Below are 22,677 nucleotides of genomic sequence, written 5' to 3'. Positions count from 1 at the left end.
TCAAAATTCCTAATTCAAAACTGAATTTTTAACTTTGTTACTTTACCAAAAACAATGGAGCACTTTGTAGTATCGGCTAGAAAATATCGTCCGCAAACGTTTAAAGACGTTGTGGGACAGCAAGCTATTACAAACACTTTGCTTAATGCCATTGAAAGCAATCATTTAGCACAAGCCTTATTGTTTACTGGTCCGCGTGGTGTTGGTAAAACAACCTGTGCACGTATATTAGCTAAAATGATTAATAGTGATGGTACGGAGGCTACCGATGAAGATTTTGCGTTTAATATTTTTGAACTTGATGCCGCTTCTAACAATTCAGTTGATGATATTCGAAATTTAACAGACCAGGTTCGTATCCCTCCACAAATAGGCAAATACAAGGTTTATATTATTGACGAGGTACACATGTTATCTCAAGCTGCTTTTAATGCTTTTCTTAAAACCCTAGAAGAGCCGCCAAAACACTGTATTTTCATATTAGCAACTACCGAGAAGCATAAAATTATACCAACCATATTATCACGTTGTCAAATTTTCGATTTTAAGCGAATTACGGTAACTGATGCTAAAAATTATTTAAAATACATCGCTGAGGAGCAAGATATAACTGCTGAAGACGATGCATTGCACATCATTGCTCAAAAGGCTGATGGCGCGATGCGAGACGCCCTTTCTATTTTTGATCGAGTGGTTAGTTTTTCGGGTAAAAACCTTACCAGACAAGCCGTAACTGAAAATTTAAATGTTTTAGATTACGAAACGTACTTTGAAAGCACCGATTTAATACTTGAAAATAAAATCCCAGAGTTGTTAATCCAATTCAATGAGACACTGGCAAAAGGTTTTGATGGGCATCATTATATAGCAGGTTTAGCGTCGCATTTTAGAGATTTGTTGGTTAGTAAAACGCAAGAAACTATAGCGTTATTAGAAGTTGGCGACCAAACCAAAACCAAATATCTAGAGCAATCTAAAAAAGCTTCTCAAGAGTTTCTCATGCAAGGTATAAATCTTGCTAACGATTGCGATCTTAAATACAAAACGAGTAAAAACCAACGCTTACTTGTTGAACTATGCCTTATGCAGCTTGCCTCTATCACTTTTGATGGAGAAAAAAAAAATAGCAAAAACTACATAATTCCTGCGTCGTACTTTAAAAGCAAAGGTATTACGCCTATTCCAGTAACTTTACCAAATAAAGTTGAAAAAGCTACTTCTACTTCGGAAGCAAAAACAGAAACGCCAGAGCCGAAAGAAAAAATAGCTGAAGTGGTTGAACAATTTCAAGTCAAAGAACCACCAAAAATAGTTTTAAAACAAGAGAACAAGCGCACGTCGGGACTTTCATTAAGCAGCCTAAAGGCTAAAAAAGAGCATCAAATAAAACAAATGAATGTTGTTATTGATGAGGAAGATTTGCCGAAAGAACCCTTTACAGAAAAAGATTTTATACAAGTTTGGAACGATTATATCGAGAAATTGCGTGAAGATGGTAAGCACAATTTGGCTTCAATTTTATCTATTGACACGCCTAAAGTAACTGATACTACTGCGCATTTAGAATTCCCGAATGCAACCAATAAAGTTGAAGTTGAACGCCAACAATACGATCTTTTGGGTTATATAAGAAAGACATTAAATAACTTCGATATCAATTTATCTATAACAGTAAACGAGGTTATGGAAAAACAATATGCTTATACCACCTTGGAGAAATTTGAGAAATTAAAAGAAAAAAATCCAAGTATTGATATGTTAAGAAAAACTTTCGACTTAGATGTTTAAGTAATTGATATATAATACAATAAGATAGTTATAAATTTAAAACCATGCTAGGACTTAAATTACCTACGGACCCGCGTTGGGTTAATATTGTTGAAAAGAATATTGAAGAAATACTTACCGATCATGCTTTTTGTGAACAAAAAGCAACCAGTACCGCTATTTCTCTAATTGTTAGTTTTCCGGAGTATACTGAACTTGTACAAGAAATGGTGGCACTTGTTAAAGAAGAAATTAGTCATTTTAAAATGGTACACGACAAGATTCTTGAACGCGGTTGGACTTTAGGAAGAGATAGACGTGATGATTATGTTGTTGAATTGCTTAAATTTTTTCCGAAAGGTGGAAGCCGAACGACGCAATTAGTGCATCGATTATTATACGCAGCACTTATTGAAGCTAGAAGTTGTGAACGATTCAGATTACTATCTGAAGAGTTAGAAGATAAAGAATTGGCTACTTTTTACAGAAATCTTATGGTAAGTGAGGCTAACCACTATACTATGTTTCTTGGGTTTGCTCGAAAATATGGAAATAAAAAAGAAGTTGATACCAAATGGCAGCAACTTCTTGAATATGAGAGTAAAATTATAAGTAATCTTGGTACTTCAGAGGCTATACATGGTTAAAATTTATAACCAACACCAAGCTGAATATTTCTATTTTTAGCTACGACACCAGAGATTTCATCAAAAACATTTCTAATACCATAGTTGTATCTAACATCTACGAATAGCGCGTAGTTAATTTTATAATCTACACTGGCAACCGCAGAGTATGCTAAGTTTTTCATACCGTCTTCGTATTTATGAACTTTTAGTCCCATTTGCGGACCAAAACCTGCGTGAAACTTTTCGTTAATTCTAAATCTAAGCAAAACAGGCATTTGTATATAATCAAGATTAAGAGGTTCAGCATCAGCGCCTTCAGCAGAAAACTGAATCTCTGGAACTAATGATAAAGTTCTTGATAATCCAATATTAGCAAAGAAACCAACATACATACTGTTTCGATGTTTGTTATCCATTGTTGGAGTGCCTTCAAAGTCTAAATGCGAAATAGTATATCCACCTCGAACACCATATTTTAAGCCCAAAGATGAAGAACCTGGTTCTTTAACTTCTGTAGAATCTGTAACTACAATAGTGTCTTCATTTTGAGAAAATCCATAAAATGAAAAACCAAAAAGTACTGTAAATAGTAATAATTTTTTCATCTGTTTGTATTATTTAATTAAATCTATCAGATGCAATTTGCCAAAATATTAGGGAAGTTGAAGCAACACGAATACTATAGGCTATGTCATTATTAATAGATTTGGGTTGTTATTAATAGTAATTATGCGGTTACGAATATATATTATAAATTTAAAATAAGACAATTATACAAGCTAAAGTGCATAATTTTACTGTGTATTGCTAGAAACTGTATCGTAATAGATGCTTTTAATGATACCATCTGCAAGTCCTATTTTAGGAACATATATGTTTTTTGCACCACTCCATTTCATCGCAGAAAGGTAAATTCTCATAGCAGGAATAATAACATCGGCCCTGTCTTGATTTAAATCAAGCTCTGTAATACGCTCTTCATAAGAATAGGTTTGAAGCATATTATAATACGATGTCATATAAAAATATGAAAGGGGTTTACCCATGGCTTTTCCAGAGACCTTAAAGATTTTATTAATGTTACCACCAGAACCTAAAACATCAATTTTATGGTATTTTTTGGCATGTAAACCAATCCAATCTTGAAGTTCTTGCCAAGTTTCTTTTTTAACCATATCATTTAACAACCTTACAGTACCAATTTTGAACGATCTAGACGTTATTTGGTTGCCTTCATGTATAATAGTAAACTCGGTGCTTCCACCACCAACATCAACATATAAATAGGTTTTATCGGGGTTTATAAATTTATTTAAATCTGTTGCGGCGATTATAGCTGCTTCTTCTTCACCACCAATAATATCGATAATAATTCCGGCTTCTTTTAAAACTAAATCAACTACTTTTTTGCCATTATCTGATTCTCGCATAGCAGAAGTTGCACAAGCTTTGTATTTAACTACTTTATGCGATTTCATTAGTAATTTAAACGCCAGCATGGTATCGAGAACGCGTTGCGTATTTTCTTTAGAAATTTTATTCTTTATAAACACATCGGCACCTAAACGAATGGGCACACGAACTAAGGAGTTTTTTTTAAATTGAACTGGTTTTCCTTTTTGCTCAATGATATTTGAAATAAGTAATCTTACAGCATTCGAACCAATATCTATCGCAGCATATTTTTTTATTGAAAGCATCCTAGTCTTCTATTTTTTTAAGGTAATAGTCGTAAGTAGCAAATTGAGATCTTACCTTTTCTTTATCATTTTTTAGATATTCATTTTCTTGGGAATCAGTTAATAATCTCGCTTTTACATTATCATTCCAACTGATATTGAATGTATCTATGATTTCTTTTTTAATGTCGTCATCATAAATTGGGCAACTTACTTCTACTCTATTTTCTATATTTCTGGTCATCCAATCAGCCGAAGAAATATAAAGTTTGGAATTCTCATTATTTCCGAAGATATAAACTCTAGAATGTTCTAAAAACTTATCTACTACACTAATTACTTTTATATTTTCGCTCATGCCTTTTATACCAGGAATTAAGCAGCAAAGTCCTCTAACAATCATTTGAATTTTAACCCCTGCTCTACTAGCTTCATATAATTTATCAACCATGGGGTAGCTGGAAATACTATTCATTTTTAATCGAATAAGCCCTTCTCGACCCTGTTTCACATTTTCAATTTCTTTGTCTATCAACTTAAAAACAGCACTTTTAGTGTAATGTGGTGAGACAATAAGATGTTTATACTTATAAATTCTGTAATTAGTTTCAAAGAAGCTAAAAATTTGATCAACGTCTTTTAAAATCTTTTTATTTGATGTGAATAGCGTATAATCAGTATAAATTTTTGCCGTTGATTCGTTGAAATTACCAGTGCTTATAAAACCATAGCGTCTTAGTTTTTTTCCTTCTTCACGCTCAATCACACACATTTTACTGTGCACTTTAAGTCCTGCTACTCCAAAAATTAAATTTACGCCTTCATCTTCCATCTGTTGGGCATAATCAATATTGGCTTGTTCGTCAAACCGTGCTCTTAGTTCGATAGAAACCGTTACAGATTTACCATTAATGGCTGCATTTATAAGTGAACTCGCCACATGTGAAATTTCAGCAAGTCTATAAATTGTAATTTTTATGGTTTTAACTTTAGGGTCTAACGCGGCTTCTCTTAAAAATTTCACAACATATGCGAAAGTTTGGTAAGGAGCGTGCAATAAATAGTCTTTCTTGGCTATGGCTTCAAAAATACTGTCTTTTAAACTTAACCCTTTTATTGGTAGTGGTTCAATTTTAGAATAAAGTAAATCTGTTCTCCCTAAACTCGGGAAACTCATATAATCTCGTCTGTTGTGATATCTCCCGCCAGGAATTATACTATCGGTTGTATCAATGCCCATTTTAGTCATTAAAAACCTAAGGGTTTCTTTATGTATCGTTTTATCATATACAAATCGAACAGGTTCGCCTATTTGACGGTGTTTTACACTATCTGAAATTTTTTCAATAAAACTTTTACTTAAATCACTTTCAAAATCTAACTCACCATCTCTGGTAATTTTTATCATATGAGCTGAAATAGATTTGTAATTAAAAATATTGAAAATATCCTCCAAACAATAGCGTAATAAATCATCGACCATAATGATGAAATTTTTATCACCTTCTTTAGGAAGTTCAACAAATCGATTAACAGATTTAGGGATTTCAATAAGTGCAAATTGCTTTTGGTCTCCAGACATAAGCATTCTTACAGCTAGATAAGCAGCACTATCTTTTAAATTAGGTAAAACTACGGAGTCATTGAGTATTATGGTAACAAGAGCAGGACTTACAGTTTTAATAAAATATTCTTTAATGAATTCATGTTGTATGTCATCAATTTGAGTTTCATCTATAACATAGATGTTTTCATCTTTAAGACTTTGGTCTATTATGCGTAAAATTTCAACACTTTCACTTTGTTGCTTTATTACAATTTGGGTAATAATTTCTAGTAATTCTTTAGCTTTTATGCCACCTAATTCACTCTTACCGCCTTTACCTGCTTCAACAATGCGTTTTACTGTAGCATATCGTACTTTAAAAAACTCATCTAAATTATTCGAAAAAATACCTAAAAAACGAAGTCTTTCAATTAATGGAACTGTTTCATCTGCAGCTTCTTGCAAAACTCTTGCATTAAATTGAAGCCAACTAATTTCTCTATTTATGTAACTATTATTGTTTGAAATTTCAGTTTTCGACATTAATTATCTCTTTAATTTTACTACAAAACAAATATATTCTATTTACTAGAAAAACAATGCCTTTAAATGCTTAAGCTGTTATAAAATTTCAACAATTATTTAAAATATTTAAGATGAATAATTTTTATTTAAAATTACGCGGAAAAAAGGTGTTTTGCGTTATTCCTGGTTTTAATGCATTCCAATTATCAATATTAAACTCAATAATAACCACTCCACTAGTTGGAACATTATCTATAAAAGTGCTGCCATAAGTGTTAACAAAATCGGTTATCGCATGATTATGTCCAAAAACCATTAAGGTGTTCACAGTGGTATCGCAGGATTTTATTGTTCGAATCAAATCATTTCCTGAAAAATCGTATAAGTCATGATTCAATTTTACAATTTCAGGATTAATATTGAGTTCAGAAATGAAGATTTCAGATGTCATCCGAGTTCGTACGGCATCACTACATAAAACTAAATCTATATTTAAATTTAATTTCTGTAACGCTTTAGAAACCAAAGCGGCGTCTTTGTAACCTCTTTCTTTCAAAGGTCTTTGGTGGTCTATCACATCATACTCCCATGATGATTTAGCGTGTCTAATTAAGATTAATTTTTTCAAAAGTATCGATTAAATGCAATTTTTATCGATAAAAAGTTGTTTTATTCGATAAATTTCAATTTATTTGTTCTATAATTTCGTTAAAAATAATTAAATCATGAAATAAAATTATAAACACCGAAAAACTAGTGAGTTACAGATTTATGTATCGATAAAACGATAATAATATAAGTTGAAAGGATAGCCTTTATCGTTTAGTCGAATATTTAAGTGATTTAACACGTTTAATTGAGAAACTAATAACCATTGCGTTTTTTTGTTTTACCTATTATATAATTAAAATTATGGACCCCAATTCGATTTTTAATAAAATGTGGCATATTTTAAAATGCTCTTCCCTCGAAGTATTTCCCTTAAAATTCATTTGGAATCCGATTTTTTTAGTTAGTTAGAGTTTGCGATGGCTACTGTTTATCGGTATCATTTAAACTTTATATTAATCAGATTTATTCTGATTGAAAAAATGAAAATAGAATAATCATATTAGAATTGTAATAAGTTCTAGTTTTTTATATTAATAACAAAGGAAATATCCAATTTATGAAAGTCATAACTACAATTATCTTTACACTTTTGTTGAGCTTAAGTAATACAACAGAAAAAAGTCAAGTTGATTTTGTGCAAAATTGTAGCGCAGAACTTACTGTAGAAAAGAACAGACGTTTTCAGTCTGCAAACGAAGATGGAGCTGAATTTAAATTAACTTTGAAAAACACTTCTGGTTCTACTGCAACGTATAATGTTAGTACGTCCATGCTTAATTCTCCATGTGCCAATACAAAAAATAAAAGCATAGTAGCTGCTAAAAATTCAGAATTGAATGTATCGTTTAAACAAAATAATTCTACTGATTTAGCTCAAAAAGACTTAAACACCATTACACTTGCTCCTGGTGTTTCGAAAGAATTTATAGTAAATGTTATGACAATAGAAGGCACAAAATATAACTCTTGGGGATGTGTAGAAGTTAAAGCAACTTCAACTAATTGTAATAACACATCTGCAAAAATAGTTTTAAGCGTGTTTGTTCCAGATCCCACAGAGGAGTAAAAATTTTGTTATAGCAAAAATTAGTTAATTAAAAATAATATATGAGAATTCAATTACTCTTTCATAAAAGACCTTACAAACAACTAAATACGTGGTATTTGGCTGTTTTATTGTTTTTCTCTATGTCGTCATTATTTGCGCAAGAAGTTGTTGCTAATAAGTATGCCGTTGAAAATGCAGCAGAATGTAATCAATTCGATATAACGCTTGAAATTATTGGAAATCCTCCTGCTCAAGCTCAAGAAGTGGTATTGGTCATTGATAGATCTGGAAGTATGGACGATGGCCCAAATCCAGAACCAATCGATTATGCTCAAGATGCTGCTATAGATTTTGTAAATAATTTCTTTTTACCCGCTAACAATCCAACAGGTCTAAATAGAGTTTCTGTAGTTAGTTTTAGTAATACTGCTACCATTGATATTGGATTAACAGGCAGTAGTGGTAAAGCTTCTGTAATTAACGCCATTAACAGTATAGTAACTGGTGGTGGTACAAATACAGAAGATGGGATTGTAAAAGCAGACAATATTTTATCCACAACAGGCACTTTTAATTGTTTTACTTCAAGAAATATAATTCTCTTATCAGATGGTGTATCAACAGTTAGAAATACCAATTCTGGAATTAGTGGTTGTGGATCAACCACCTCTGTTACTGCTTGTCAAACAGAAGCAATACAAGCTGGAGTAAATGCTCAAACTACTACTGTTTCGGGCGTTGTTTATAATCAAAATATTTTCACAATTGGTTTAGTTAGTGCTATTAGTGGTACAGAACAAGTTAGAGCTTTGGCTACTTTAAATGGTATTCAAAATGCTGGAGCTTATTCTACTGAAAATAATGCTGATTTAACTGGTATATACAATCAAATTTTAGGAAAGTTAGTAGCAGCAGCTACACAAATTCCAGGACAAGCGTTAGTTTCTGATACCGTACAAAATGGATTTTCAGTAGTACCAGGATCTATAAATACAAGTAAAGGAACCGCAACAAATTCTGGCTCATTAATATCATGGTTTGTTTCGAGTTTATACGATGAAACGATTACCCTAACTTATACTATTGAGTCTGACGGAACAACTGGATGTGGAAATCAAGTACCAGGAAATTCTGTGATGAATTATGAAGATTCAAATTGTAACACATCTTCAATTACATTTGCTAATCCTAATATTTGTTCTCCTTGTCCTACTATGGATCCTTCAATTTCAAGAGTTGGTTGTACCAATTCTATAGAATATGAAAGTAATTTAAATCAAGGTGGGTGTTCATCTTATTCAGATTCATATCAATGGGTTTTTAAATTGAACGGAAATCAAGTTGGAACTGCTAATACAGAAAATGGAACATTTACCTATTCTGGATCAGCTCCTTTTGAAGGTGATTTTTCGGCTGAATTAACTTACTCTGGTTCTTATGGGTCAGGAAGTTGTTCTTTAGCTGATGTAGAAAAGGAATCTAATACTATAACACTTCCGCCTGCTATAGTTATAAGTTTAAATTCTAAAACCGATGTTTCTTGTTTAAATGCTTCAGATGGAGATTTAGATATTTCAGTCTCTGGTGGCACAGGAAGCTTTACATATGACTGGGATAATAACGGACTTCAAGATCCAGACTCAGACTCTCAAGATTTGTCAAACTTAGCAGCTGGAACCTATACTGTTATTGTTACCGATAGTAATAGTGGATGTACTGAAACTGAAAGTTTTGAAATATCAACTATACCAGATAATACAATTCCAACCATAACCTGTCCAGCAGCAGTACTAGTACCTGTAGATGCAGGAACATGTGCTACGGATGCGAGTAATGTGACTTTAGGTACACCAACGACTAGTGATAATTGTTCAGTAGCGAGTGTAACAAATGATGCTCCGGCCTCTTACCCACTTGGTGATACGACAGTAACATGGACCGTAACAGACGGTTCAGGAAATACAGCCACTTGTACACAAACTGTAACGGTAATCGATAATATCGATCCAACCATAACTTGTCCAGCTGCGGTATTAGTACCTGTAGATGCAGGAACATGTGCTACGGATGCGAGTAATGTGACTTTAGGTACACCAACGACTAGTGATAATTGTTCAGTAGCGAGTGTAACGAATGATGCTCCAACCTCTTACCCACTTGGAGATACGACAGTAACATGGACAGTAACTGATGGTTCTGGAAATACAGCAACATGTACACAAGTTGTAACAGTAACTGACAATATCGATCCAACCATCACTTGTCCAGCTGCGGTATTAGTGAATGTAGATGCAGGAACATGTGCTACGGATGCGAGTAATGTGACTTTAGGTACACCAACGACTAGTGATAATTGTTCAGTAGCGAGTGTAACAAATGATGCTCCGGCCTCTTACCCACTTGGAGATACGACAGTAACATGGACGGTAACAGACGGATCAGGAAATACAGCCACTTGTACACAAACTGTGACAGTAGTAGACAATATCGATCCAACCATAACTTGCCCAGCAGCAGTACTAGTACCTGTAGATGCAGGAACATGTGCTACGGATGCGAGTAATGTGACTTTAGGTACACCAACGACTAGTGATAATTGTTCAGTAGCGAGTGTAACAAATGATGCTCCGGCCTCTTACCCACTTGGTGATACGACAGTAACATGGACGGTAACAGATGGTTCAGGAAATACAGCCACTTGTACACAAACTGTGACAGTAGTAGACAATATCGATCCAACCATAACTTGTCCAGCAGCAGTACTAGTACCTGTAGATGCAGGAACATGTGCTACGGATGCGAGTAATGTGACTTTAGGTACACCAACGACTAGTGATAATTGTTCAGTAGCGAGTGTAACAAATGATGCTCCGGCCTCTTACCCACTTGGTGATACGACAGTAACATGGACGGTAACTGATGGTTCAGGAAATACAGCCACTTGTACACAAACAGTAACAGTAGTAGACAATATCGATCCAACCATAACCTGTCCAGCTGCGGTATTAGTACCTGTAGACGCAGGAACATGTGCTACAGATGCGAGTAATGTAACTTTAGGTACACCAACGACTAGTGATAATTGTTCAGTAGCTTCAGTAACAAATGATGCTCCGGCCTCATACCCATTAGGAGATACGACAGTAACATGGACGGTAACTGATGGTTCAGGAAATACAGCCACTTGTACACAAGTTGTAACAGTAGTAGACAATATCGATCCAACCATAACCTGTCCAGCTGCGGTATTAGTACCTGTAGATGCAGGAACATGTGCTACAGATGCGAGTAATGTAACTTTAGGTACACCAACAACTAGTGATAATTGTTCAGTAGCGAGTGTAACAAATGATGCTCCAACCTCTTACCCACTTGGAGATACGACAGTAACATGGACGGTAACAGACGGATCAGGAAATACAGCCACTTGTACACAAGTTGTAACAGTAATTGATGATATCGATCCAACCATAACTTGTCCAGCTGCGGTATTAGTGAATGTAGATGCAGGAACATGTGCTACGGATGCGAGTAATGTGACTTTAGGTACACCAACGACTAGTGATAATTGTTCAGTAGCGAGTGTAACGAATGATGCTCCAACCTCTTACCCACTTGGAGATACGACAGTAACATGGACGGTAACAGACGGTTCAGGAAATACAGCCACATGTACACAAACTGTGACTGTAGTAGACAATATCGATCCAACCATAACCTGTCCAGCTGCGGTATTAGTACCTGTAGATGCAGGAACATGTGCTACGGATGCGAGTAATGTGACTTTAGGTACACCAACGACTAGTGATAATTGTTCAGTAGCGAGTGTAACAAATGATGCTCCGGCCTCTTACCCACTTGGTGATACGACAGTAACATGGACCGTAACAGACGGATCAGGAAACACAGCCACTTGTACACAAACAGTAACAGTAGTAGACAATATCGATCCAACCATAACCTGTCCAGCTGCGGTATTAGTACCTGTAGATGCAGGAACATGTGCTACAGATGCGAGTAATGTAACTTTAGGTACACCAACGACTAGTGATAATTGTTCAGTAGCGAGTGTAACAAATGATGCTCCGGCCTCTTACCCACTTGGTGATACGACAGTAACATGGACGGTAACTGATGGTTCAGGAAATACAGCCACTTGTACACAAGTTGTGACAGTAGTAGACAATATCGATCCAACCATAACCTGTCCAGCTGCGGTATTAGTACCTGTAGATGCAGGAACATGTGCTACAGATGCGAGTAATGTAACTTTAGGTACACCAACAACTAGTGATAATTGTTCAGTAGCGAGTGTAACAAATGATGCTCCGGCCTCTTACCCACTTGGTGATACGACAGTAACATGGACGGTAACTGATGGTTCAGGAAATACAGCCACTTGTACACAAGTTGTGACAGTAGTAGACAATATCGATCCAACCATAACCTGTCCAGCTGCGGTATTAGTACCTGTAGATGCAGGAACATGTGCTACAGATGCGAGTAATGTGACTTTAGGTACACCAACGACTAGTGATAATTGTTCAGTAGCGAGTGTAACGAATGATGCTCCGGCCTCTTACCCACTTGGAGATACGACTGTAACATGGACGGTAACAGACGGATCAGGAAACACAGCCACTTGTACACAAACTGTAACAGTAATTGATAATATTGACCCAACCATAACCTGTCCAGCAGCAGTATCAGTGAATGTAGATGCAGGAACATGTGCTACAGATGCGAGTAATGTAACTTTAGGTACACCAACGACTAGTGATAATTGTTCAGTAGCGAGTGTAACGAATGATGCTCCGGCCTCTTACCCACTTGGTGATACGACAGTAACATGGACGGTAACAGACGGTTCAGGAAATACAGCCACTTGTACACAAGTTGTGACAGTAGTAGACAATATCGATCCAACCATAACCTGTCCAGCTGCGGTATTAGTACCTGTAGATGCAGGAACATGTGCTACAGATGCGAGTAATGTAACTTTAGGTACACCAACGACTAGTGATAATTGTTCAGTAGCGAGTGTAACGAATGATGCTCCGGCCTCTTACCCACTTGGAGATACGACAGTAACATGGACGGTAACAGACGGTTCAGGAAATACAGCCACTTGTACACAAACCGTAACGGTAATCGATAATATCGATCCAACCATAACTTGTCCAGCAGCAGTATCAGTGAATGTAGATGCAGGAACATGTGCTACAGATGCGAGTAATGTGACTTTAGGTACACCAACGACTAGTGATAATTGTTCAGTAGCGAGTGTAACAAATGATGCTCCGGCCTCTTACCCACTTGGAGATACGACAGTAACATGGACGGTAACAGACGGATCAGGAAATACAGCCACTTGTACACAAACTGTGACAGTAGTAGACAATATCGATCCAACCATAACTTGCCCAGCAGCAGTACTAGTACCTGTAGATGCAGGAACATGTGCTACGGATGCGAGTAATGTGACTTTAGGTACACCAACGACTAGTGATAATTGTTCAGTAGCGAGTGTAACAAATGATGCTCCGGCCTCTTACCCACTTGGTGATACGACAGTAACATGGACCGTAACAGACGGTTCAGGAAATACAGCCACTTGTACACAAACTGTAACGGTAATCGATAATATCGATCCAACCATAACTTGTCCAGCTGCGGTATTAGTACCTGTAGATGCAGGAACATGTGCTACGGATGCGAGTAATGTGACTTTAGGTACACCAACGACTAGTGATAATTGTTCAGTAGCGAGTGTAACGAATGATGCTCCAACCTCTTACCCACTTGGAGATACGACAGTAACATGGACAGTAACTGATGGTTCTGGAAATACAGCAACATGTACACAAGTTGTAACAGTAACTGACAATATCGATCCAACCATCACTTGTCCAGCTGCGGTATTAGTGAATGTAGATGCAGGAACATGTGCTACGGATGCGAGTAATGTGACTTTAGGTACACCAACGACTAGTGATAATTGTTCAGTAGCGAGTGTAACAAATGATGCTCCGGCCTCTTACCCACTTGGAGATACGACAGTAACATGGACGGTAACAGACGGATCAGGAAATACAGCCACTTGTACACAAACTGTGACAGTAGTAGACAATATCGATCCAACCATAACTTGCCCAGCAGCAGTACTAGTACCTGTAGATGCAGGAACATGTGCTACGGATGCGAGTAATGTGACTTTAGGTACACCAACGACTAGTGATAATTGTTCAGTAGCGAGTGTAACAAATGATGCTCCGGCCTCTTACCCACTTGGTGATACGACAGTAACATGGACGGTAACAGATGGTTCAGGAAATACAGCCACTTGTACACAAACTGTGACAGTAGTAGACAATATCGATCCAACCATAACTTGTCCAGCAGCAGTACTAGTACCTGTAGATGCAGGAACATGTGCTACGGATGCGAGTAATGTGACTTTAGGTACACCAACGACTAGTGATAATTGTTCAGTAGCGAGTGTAACAAATGATGCTCCGGCCTCTTACCCACTTGGTGATACGACAGTAACATGGACGGTAACAGATGGTTCAGGAAATACAGCCACTTGTACACAAGTTGTAACGGTAATCGATAATATCGATCCAACCATAACTTGTCCAGCAGCAGTATCAGTGAATGTAGATGCAGGAACATGTGCTACGGATGCGAGTAATGTGACTTTAGGTACACCAACGACTAGTGATAATTGTTCAGTAGCGAGTGTAACGAATGATGCTCCGGCCTCTTACCCACTTGGAGATACGACAGTAACATGGACGGTAACTGATGGTTCAGGAAATACAGCCACTTGTACACAAACCGTAACGGTAATCGACAATATCGATCCTACATTTGTGAGTTGTGCTGCACCAGTATCAGTCAATGTAGACACTGGAGGTTGCTCAACAGAAGCTGCAAATATCGATTTAGGTACACCTACTGTAGATGATAACTGTACAACAACAACCATTACTAACGATGCACCAAGTACGTTCCCATTAGGCGAAACGATTGTAACATGGACAGTAACTGACGGTTCAGGAAATACAGCAACATGTACACAAACCGTAACGGTAATCGATAATATCGATCCGACTTTTGTTAGTTGTGCTGCACCAGTATCAGTCAATGTAGACACTGGAGGTTGCTCAACAGAAGCGGCCAATATCAACCTAGGTACTCCTACTGTAGATGATAACTGTACAACTACAACCATTACTAACGATGCACCAAGTACGTTCCCATTAGGCGAAACGATTGTAACATGGACGGTAACAGATGGCTCAGGAAATACAACAACTTGTACACAAACCGTAACGGTAATCGATAATATCGATCCGACTTTTGTTAGTTGTGCTGCACCTTTAGATGTAAATGTCGATGCCAATGGTTGTACTACCGATATTACAAATATCAACTTAGGAACACCTACTGTTGAAGATAACTGTACAACAACAACCATTACTAACGATGCACCAAGTACGTTCCCATTAGGCGAAACGATTGTAACATGGACAGTAACAGATGGCTCAGGAAACACAGCCACTTGTACACAAACCGTAACGGTAATCGATAATATCGATCCTACTTTTGTTAGTTGTGCTGCACCAGTATCAGTCAATGTAGACACTGGAGGTTGCTCAACAGAAGCGGCCAATATCAACCTAGGTACTCCTACTGTAGATGATAACTGTACAACAACAACCATTACTAACGATGCACCAAGTACGTTCCCATTAGGCGAAACGATTGTAACATGGACGGTAACAGATGGCTCAGGAAATACAACAACTTGTACACAAACCGTAACGGTAATCGATAATATCGATCCGACTTTTGTTAGTTGTGCTGCACCTTTAGATGTAAATGTCGATGCCAATGGTTGTACTACCGATATTACAAATATCAACTTAGGTACACCTACTGTTGATGATAACTGTACAACAACAACCATTACTAACGATGCACCAAGTACGTTCCCATTAGGCGAAACGATTGTAACATGGACAGTAACAGACGGATCAGGAAACACAGCCACTTGTACACAAACTGTGACAGTCATTGATAATATCGATCCGACTTTTGTTAGTTGTGCTGCACCAGTAGATGTAAATGTCGATGCCAATGGTTGTACTACCGATATTGCCAATATCAATTTAGGTACACCTACTGTAGATGATAACTGTACAACAACAACCATTACTAACGATGCACCAAGTACGTTCCCATTAGGCGAAACGATTGTAACATGGACCGTAACTGATATATCAGGAAATACAGCCACTTGTACACAAGTTGTAACGGTAATCGATAATATAGATCCTACATTTGTTAGTTGTGCTGCACCAGTAGATGTAAATGTCGATGCCAATGGTTGTACTACCGATATTACAAATATCAACTTAGGAACACCTACTGTTGATGATAACTGTACAACAACAACCATTACTAACGATGCACCAAGTACGTTCCCATTAGGCGAAACGATTGTAACATGGACAGTAACAGACGGTTCAGGAAACACAGCCACTTGTACACAAACCGTAACGGTAATCGATAATATCGATCCTACTTTTGTTAGTTGTGCTGCACCAGTATCAGTCAATGTAGACACTGGAGGTTGCTCAACAGAAGCGGCCAATATCAACCTAGGTACTCCTACTGTAGATGATAACTGTACAACAACAACCATTACTAACGATGCACCAAGTACGTTCCCATTAGGCGAAACGATTGTAACATGGACGGTAACAGATGGCTCAGGAAATACAACAACTTGTACACAAACAGTAACAGTAGTAGACAATATCGATCCAACCATAACCTGTCCAGCAGCGGTATTAGTGAATGTAGATGCAGGAACATGTGCTACAGATGCGAGTAATGTGACTTTAGGTACACCAACAACTAGTGATAATTGTTCAGTAGCGAGTGTAACGAATGATGCTCCGGCCTCTTACCCACTTGGTGATACGACAGTAACATGGACGGTAACAGATGGCTCAGGAAATACAACAACTTGTACACAAACCGTAACGGTAATCGATAATATCGATCCGACTTTTGTTAGTTGTGCTGCACCTTTAGATGTAAATGTCGATGCCAATGGTTGTACTACCGATATTACAAATATCAACTTAGGTACACCTACTGTTGATGATAACTGTACAACAACAACCATTACTAACGATGCACCAAATACGTTCCCATTAGGCGAAACGATTGTAACATGGACCGTAACAGACGGATCAGGAAATATAGCCACTTGTACACAAACTGTAACGGTAATCGATAATATAGACCCAACTTTTGTTAGTTGTGCTGCACCAGTAGATGTAAATGTCGATGCCAATGGTTGTACTACCGATATTGCCAATATCAACTTAGGTACACCTACTGTTGATGATAACTGTACAACAACAACCATTACTAACGATGCACCAAATACGTTCCCATTAGGCGAAACGATTGTAACATGGACCGTAACAGACGGATCAGGAAATATAGCCACTTGTACACAAACTGTAACGGTAATCGATAATATAGACCCAACTTTTGTGAGTTGTGCTGCACCAGTATCAGTCAATGTAGACACTGGAGGTTGCTCAACAGAAGCGGCCAATATCAACCTAGGTACTCCTACTGTTGATGATAACTGTACAACAACAACCATTACTAACGATGCACCAAGTACGTTCCCATTAGGCGAAACGATTGTAACATGGACCGTAACTGATGGTTCTGGAAATACAGCAACATGTACACAAACTGTAACAGTCATTGATAATATAGACCCAACGTTTGTTAGTTGTGCTGCACCAGTAGATGTAAATGTCGATGCCAATGGTTGTACTACCGATATTACAAATATCAACCTAGGAACACCTAATGTAGATGATAACTGTACAACAACAACCATTACTAACGATGCACCAAGTACGTTCCCATTAGGCGAAACGATTGTAACATGGACAGTAACAGATGGCTCAGGAAACACAGCCACTTGTACACAAACCGTAACGGTAATAGATAATGAGGCTCCAATTTTTATAGAAACATTACCAAGTGATGGAACATTTGAATGTGATAATGTGCCTAATGCACCGAGTCTAAATGCTTCAGACCCTTGCGGTGATGTGGATGTTCAATATTCTGAAACCAGAATAGATGGATCATGTGATTCTAATTATATTTTAGAGCGTAAATGGATTGCGACAGACCAAAATGGGTTAAGCACTACACATGTTCAAATACTTACGATTCAAGATACTAAAGCCCCTGAGCTCGTATCTAATTTAGAATCTTCTATAACAGTGAATTGCGAAAGTATTCCTGAAATTCCAGCGCTTGAGTTTATTGATAATTGTTCAAGTAATGTAAATGTTATTTTCGAAGAAGTAAACAATTTTGATCCACTAAATCCTTCAGACTATAATATTGTACGAACATGGACTGTGAGTGATGATTGTAATAATAATAAAGTTTTTACTCAGACCGTAAATATTATATTAAACAATATTGTAACTACTTTAAATGATAGAGCCTGTTATGATGATGGAGCAATAGATTTAAATAAATATTTAGAGAATAATCAATCTGGTGGAAACTGGATTGTGCTTGAGGGCAATGCAAGATTAGATCAAAATGTTTTCAATCCGGAAAATGTAGTTTTAGGAACTTATAAATTCAGTTATTCAATTGCTGATGGTAGCTGTTTGAATACCGTTGAATTAAGTATTGAAATTCATGATGAATGTATTCCATTACCATGTGGAAAAGAAGATGTCATCGTTTCGAAAGTAGTTACTCCTAATGGAGATCCTTATAATGAATATTTTACAATTACTGGAGTTGAAACTTGTGGTTTTGTCATAGAGCTACAAATATTTAACCGTTGGGGAGCCAAGATATATGATAATTCAAATTATCAAAATAATTGGAATGGATTTACACATAACTCATCAATTGGTAAGGCGGAAAAAGTACCTAATGGAACTTATTTCTATATTATTAATTTAAAAAACAGTGGATTAGAACCTATTGCTAAAGCGTTTTACGTAGGAACTAAATAAACCCCAGATATAAAATGAAGTCTTTAAAACTACATATCATAATTTTAATACTTGCAAATTGCTGGTTTGGTGTTGCTCAACAATTACCTCAGTTTACTCAATATATGTATAATACAATATCTATAAATCCTGCGTATGCTGGAAGTAGAGAAACATTGAGTCTAGTAGGATTGCACCGAAGTCAATGGGCAGGTCTAGAAGGTGGTCCAACCACTCAAACTATATCCATTCACAGTCCACTTAGAAATGAACGAGTTGGTATTGGTTTTTCTTTTATAAATGACGAATTAGGCTATGAAAATTTCACATACTTTTATGGCGACTTTTCATATACATTACCTCTTAGTGAAAAAACGAAACTAGCGTTTGGGTTAAAAGCTGGGTTTACCCAATATACTCTGGACCAGTCTATACTAGATGATCCAGCAGTTTCAAATGATCCATTTTTTGATGATGTATCAAATAGATGGAGTCCAAATTTAGGATTAGGCGCTTTTTTACATTCAGACAAATGGTATGTTGGTTTATCTGCTCCAAGAATATTAAATACCGATTATAATAAAGGAAAAAGAGGTGCTATAGATTATGTGGCATTGGAACGTGTGAGTTATTATTTCACAGGCGGATATGTATTTAATCTGGATGATTCAATAAAATTTAAACCAGCCATCTTGCTAAAGGCTACAAATGGAGCACCTTTATCTTTTGATATGACAGCAAACTTCTTATTTAATGAAGTTTTTTGGATAGGTGCATCATATAGAATTGATCAATCTGCTGAAGCTTTGGGCGCTATAACCGATTTTCAAGTGTCTAAGCAAATTCGTTTGGGATATGCCTATGAATACCCAATTTCAGAATTACGTGCATACACAAGCGGAACGCACGAAATACTCTTTATGTATGAATTATTTAAAAGTAAACGTATAAAATCACCAAGGTATTTCTAAACTAAATGATTATGAAAACAAAATTTTTAATATTCTTATTGGTTTTTTGTACTGGTGTAATTAGTGCGCAAATAAAATTGGCTGATAAATTTTTTAGTAACTACGGTTATATAAAAGCAGCTGATTTATATGAAAAGGCATATGAATCTGGTGAAATTAATGAGCATATTTTATTACGATTAGGAGATTGTTATTACAACAATTCAAATTCTAAAAAAGCTGTTTTTTGGTATGGAAAGGCTGTTGATAAATATAATATTGACACCGAACATCTTTTTAAATACATTCAATCACTTAAAAGTATAGGTAATTTTGCTGAAGCTGATATTTGGACCAAAAAATTTATAGAATCACAAAATAAGGACGGCCAGATCAAAGATTACAAAACTAATAATCTATTGATTTACAACGAATTGAACACTATTAATAAAGACCTTTCTATTACTGTTAAAAGCTTGCCATTTAATTCTAAATATTCAGATTTCGGTTCATTCATTTATAAAAATGAGTTATTTTTTGCTTCGGCTAGAGGATTAAATGAAACTAAAAAATATGGTTGGAACAAAGAACCATTTCTTGATTTATATCAAGTCTCAGTAAAAGAAATTGATAAAAAACTAGAATTCAATCAACCAGATTTAATAAAGGCTTCAAAAATTAATTCTGATTATCATGAAGCCACTATAGCTATTACAAACGATGGAAAAACCATTTATTTCACTAGAGATAATGTTACAAGAAAAAACAAGCTAGATTACGATAAAAAAGGGACCACACATTTAAAAATTTATAAAGCCTCATTAATTGGAGATAGTTGGGAAAATATTAAAGAATTGCCAATTAACGATGAAAAATACTCAACAGGTCATCCTGCACTGAGTCCAGACAATAAAAAATTATATTTCGTTTCAGATAGAGAAGGCGGATTTGGTAATACTGATATTTATGTGGTTGACATTTTAGAGAAAAATAAATTTAGCAAACCAAAAAACTTAGGACCAAAAATAAATACCATAGGTCGCGAAATGTTCCCTTTTGTTAGTAAAGATAGTTTGTTCTACTTTTCTTCTGATGGCCATATAAATATGGGTTTATTAGATATATTTAAATCAAACATATTAAAAGATACCATTTCTGAACCTCAGAACCTTGGAGCTCCTTATAATAGTGGATATGATGACTTTGCTTATTTTGTAGATCCATCTAACGAAAACCAAAGAAGTTATTTATCTTCAAACCGACCTGGTGGAAAAGGAAATGATGATATATACACCATTTATAGTAAAGAATGTGCTCAAACTATTAAAGGTATAATAAGAGATAAGAAAAATAATGAAAACATAAGTAACGCTAGCGTTAAGCTTATAGATGAAACTGGTAAAATTATAAACGAAACAACATCAGACATCAATGGAGCTTATCAAATAGCACTTGAATGTGATAAGCAATATACCGTAGTTGCTACTACCAAAGCTTTCTCAGATGATAGAAAAACATTCAAAACTGACGATAAAAATGGTAATGTAATTGAGCATGATTTCTTTTTACAATCGTTAATTCAAGGAAATCAAATCGTAATTAAACCAATATTTTTTGATTTTGGAAAATGGAATATAAGATTGGATGCTCAATATGAATTAGAAAATATAGTTGATGTATTAAACCTTCACCCAAATATGGTTATTAAAATTGAAGCTCATACTGATAGTCGTGGGCGAGATAAGTTTAATTTAAGACTATCTGATAAAAGAGCGAAGGCAACAAGAGATCATTTAATTTCTAGAGGAATAGCACCTCATAGAATTGAAAGTGCTATTGGGTATGGCGAAAGTCAACTTTTAAACCAATGTAGTAATGATGTTAAATGTACAGAAGCAGAACACCAATTAAATAGGAGATCATATTTTTATATAGTTAAAAAATAAAAAAAAATTAATATGAAAACAATCAATAAATGATATTTAGATTAGCGATAATATTCGAATTAAATCGATAATTAAACCTGTTCTCGCGTTTAATCGAATTTATTAGTGATTTACCATGAATATTTGATGAACTAATATCATATATGTTTTTTTGTACAACCTACTAAAATTTTAAATTATGACCCCGAATCTAATTACAAATATTAAAATGGCATTATCAAGCAATAATGCTCTCCCCTCACTTTTTTTTCCCTCGAAAAATTTTATATTATTTTTTATTAATTGTTAAAAGATACGCTATGTGGCCTATTTTACCGATTAGGTTACTAAAAAATAAATAAAAAAACATTACTTAAATCATGAAAAATAAATCGACTCTAACGTTATTTACTTTTTTTCTGTCTTTTAGCATTTGCTTAGTTGCTAGTGCTCAAAAACTAAAATCCAATAACGATTTTACCTTAAGTGTTCTTAAGTACAGTGATAATCCTAATTTCGAAAAAGAACACATTCATGTTTTAGAACTTAAAAATAATTCAATGCAAATTTCAGAATATGCTATTAAATTGGTGACTGAAAATTGTTCAGATAAAAAGAAGTATAATTCTCAGAGTATTAAATCAACAGAAAATGAGTTGATGAATATAAAAACTCAGATGTTTTTAAATGATTCAAATGGAAAAGAAATGACTGGTGAAGTTATTCAACTAAATCCTAATGATACAGTTAAATTATATTTAAAAACCCAACAAAATAGTAATGCGGTTTTAGATTCTTGGAATTGTACAAATATAGTTGCAACTAAATTATTAAAAAACAAAATAAAAAGTTCTAGCAGTAAAAAGTCAGAATTAGTTGTCATAAAAACATTTGTTCGAAACCCAAACAATAAAGGGCATTAAA

Annotated in this window: 11 protein-coding genes; 7 read left to right on the top strand and 4 right to left on the bottom strand. The window is 35.5% G+C overall.

Annotation, left to right across the window (positions count from 1 at the left end):
* Positions 1–54 precede the first annotated feature (54 nt).
* Together dnaX and O5O44_RS08985 are read left to right on the top strand one after the other, a co-directional pair.
* Positions 55–1,788, top strand: coding sequence for a DNA polymerase III subunit gamma/tau (gene dnaX, locus O5O44_RS08990; protein WP_289194047.1), 1,734 nt, complete (start codon positions 55–57; stop codon positions 1,786–1,788).
* 44 nt (positions 1,789–1,832) lie between these two features.
* Positions 1,833–2,414 carry a MiaE family protein gene (locus O5O44_RS08985; protein WP_289194046.1) on the top strand — a complete coding sequence of 194 codons (582 nt, stop codon included), beginning with the start codon at positions 1,833–1,835 and terminating at the stop codon, positions 2,412–2,414.
* Here the strand turns inward: O5O44_RS08985 and O5O44_RS08980 are convergent.
* The 4 genes from O5O44_RS08980 to O5O44_RS08965 all read right to left on the bottom strand — a co-directional run bounded on the left by O5O44_RS08980 (position 2,411) and on the right by O5O44_RS08965 (position 6,774).
* On the bottom strand, positions 2,411–3,001 hold the full coding sequence (locus tag O5O44_RS08980; protein WP_289194045.1) for a porin family protein: 591 nt from the start codon (positions 2,999–3,001) through the stop codon (positions 2,411–2,413). The genes O5O44_RS08985 and O5O44_RS08980 overlap by 4 nt on opposite strands.
* 189 nt (positions 3,002–3,190) lie before the next feature.
* Complete coding sequence (locus O5O44_RS08975) at positions 3,191–4,096, bottom strand: Ppx/GppA phosphatase family protein (RefSeq protein WP_019388524.1); 906 nt, start codon at positions 4,094–4,096, stop codon at positions 3,191–3,193.
* Between the two features lies 1 nt (position 4,097).
* Positions 4,098–6,164 (bottom strand): polyphosphate kinase 1, encoded by a 2,067-nt coding sequence (gene ppk1, locus O5O44_RS08970; protein ID WP_019388523.1) that lies wholly within the window; start codon positions 6,162–6,164, stop codon positions 4,098–4,100.
* 124 nt (positions 6,165–6,288) lie between these two features.
* The gene (locus O5O44_RS08965; RefSeq protein WP_289194041.1) at positions 6,289–6,774 is read right to left on the bottom strand and encodes a SixA phosphatase family protein; all 486 of its coding nucleotides are present in this window, start codon (positions 6,772–6,774) and stop codon (positions 6,289–6,291) included.
* Positions 6,775–7,314: 540 nt separating this feature from the next.
* Here O5O44_RS08965 and O5O44_RS08960 point away from each other — a divergent pair.
* From O5O44_RS08960 to O5O44_RS08940, 5 genes are all read left to right on the top strand, one after another.
* Positions 7,315–7,824, top strand: a complete 510-nt coding sequence (locus tag O5O44_RS08960; RefSeq protein ID WP_289194039.1) for a hypothetical protein — start codon at positions 7,315–7,317, stop codon at positions 7,822–7,824.
* Between the two features lie 41 nt (positions 7,825–7,865).
* On the top strand, positions 7,866–18,899 hold the full coding sequence (locus O5O44_RS08955; RefSeq protein ID WP_289194038.1) for an HYR domain-containing protein: 11,034 nt from the start codon (positions 7,866–7,868) through the stop codon (positions 18,897–18,899).
* 14 nt (positions 18,900–18,913) lie between these two features.
* On the top strand, positions 18,914–19,849 hold the full coding sequence (locus O5O44_RS08950; protein ID WP_289194036.1) for a PorP/SprF family type IX secretion system membrane protein: 936 nt from the start codon (positions 18,914–18,916) through the stop codon (positions 19,847–19,849).
* 11 nt (positions 19,850–19,860) lie between these two features.
* The gene (locus O5O44_RS08945) at positions 19,861–21,774 is read left to right on the top strand and encodes an OmpA family protein (RefSeq protein ID WP_289194035.1); all 1,914 of its coding nucleotides are present in this window, start codon (positions 19,861–19,863) and stop codon (positions 21,772–21,774) included.
* Positions 21,775–22,133: 359 nt separating this feature from the next.
* Positions 22,134–22,676: a hypothetical protein gene (locus O5O44_RS08940; protein WP_289194034.1), complete on the top strand. Its 543-nt coding sequence runs from the start codon at positions 22,134–22,136 to the stop codon at positions 22,674–22,676.
* Position 22,677 lies beyond the last annotated feature (1 nt).

This window comes from Algibacter luteus (assembly GCF_030344935.1).
Lineage (GTDB): Bacteria > Bacteroidota > Bacteroidia > Flavobacteriales > Flavobacteriaceae > Arenitalea > Arenitalea lutea.
Note: the sequence above shows the minus strand (reverse complement) of the source record. Positions and strands in the feature narration are given on the sequence as shown.

Coding starts and splice junctions, on each gene's coding strand:
- dnaX (WP_289194047.1), top strand. CDS start 55: ATGGAGCACTTTGTAGTATCGGCTAGAAAATATCGTCCGCAAACGTTT.
- O5O44_RS08985 (WP_289194046.1), top strand. CDS start 1,833: ATGCTAGGACTTAAATTACCTACGGACCCGCGTTGGGTTAATATTGTT.
- O5O44_RS08980 (WP_289194045.1), bottom strand. CDS start 3,001: ATGAAAAAATTATTACTATTTACAGTACTTTTTGGTTTTTCATTTTAT.
- O5O44_RS08975 (WP_019388524.1), bottom strand. CDS start 4,096: ATGCTTTCAATAAAAAAATATGCTGCGATAGATATTGGTTCGAATGCT.
- ppk1 (WP_019388523.1), bottom strand. CDS start 6,164: ATGTCGAAAACTGAAATTTCAAACAATAATAGTTACATAAATAGAGAA.
- O5O44_RS08960 (WP_289194039.1), top strand. CDS start 7,315: ATGAAAGTCATAACTACAATTATCTTTACACTTTTGTTGAGCTTAAGT.
- O5O44_RS08955 (WP_289194038.1), top strand. CDS start 7,866: ATGAGAATTCAATTACTCTTTCATAAAAGACCTTACAAACAACTAAAT.
- O5O44_RS08950 (WP_289194036.1), top strand. CDS start 18,914: ATGAAGTCTTTAAAACTACATATCATAATTTTAATACTTGCAAATTGC.
- O5O44_RS08945 (WP_289194035.1), top strand. CDS start 19,861: ATGAAAACAAAATTTTTAATATTCTTATTGGTTTTTTGTACTGGTGTA.
- O5O44_RS08940 (WP_289194034.1), top strand. CDS start 22,134: ATGAAAAATAAATCGACTCTAACGTTATTTACTTTTTTTCTGTCTTTT.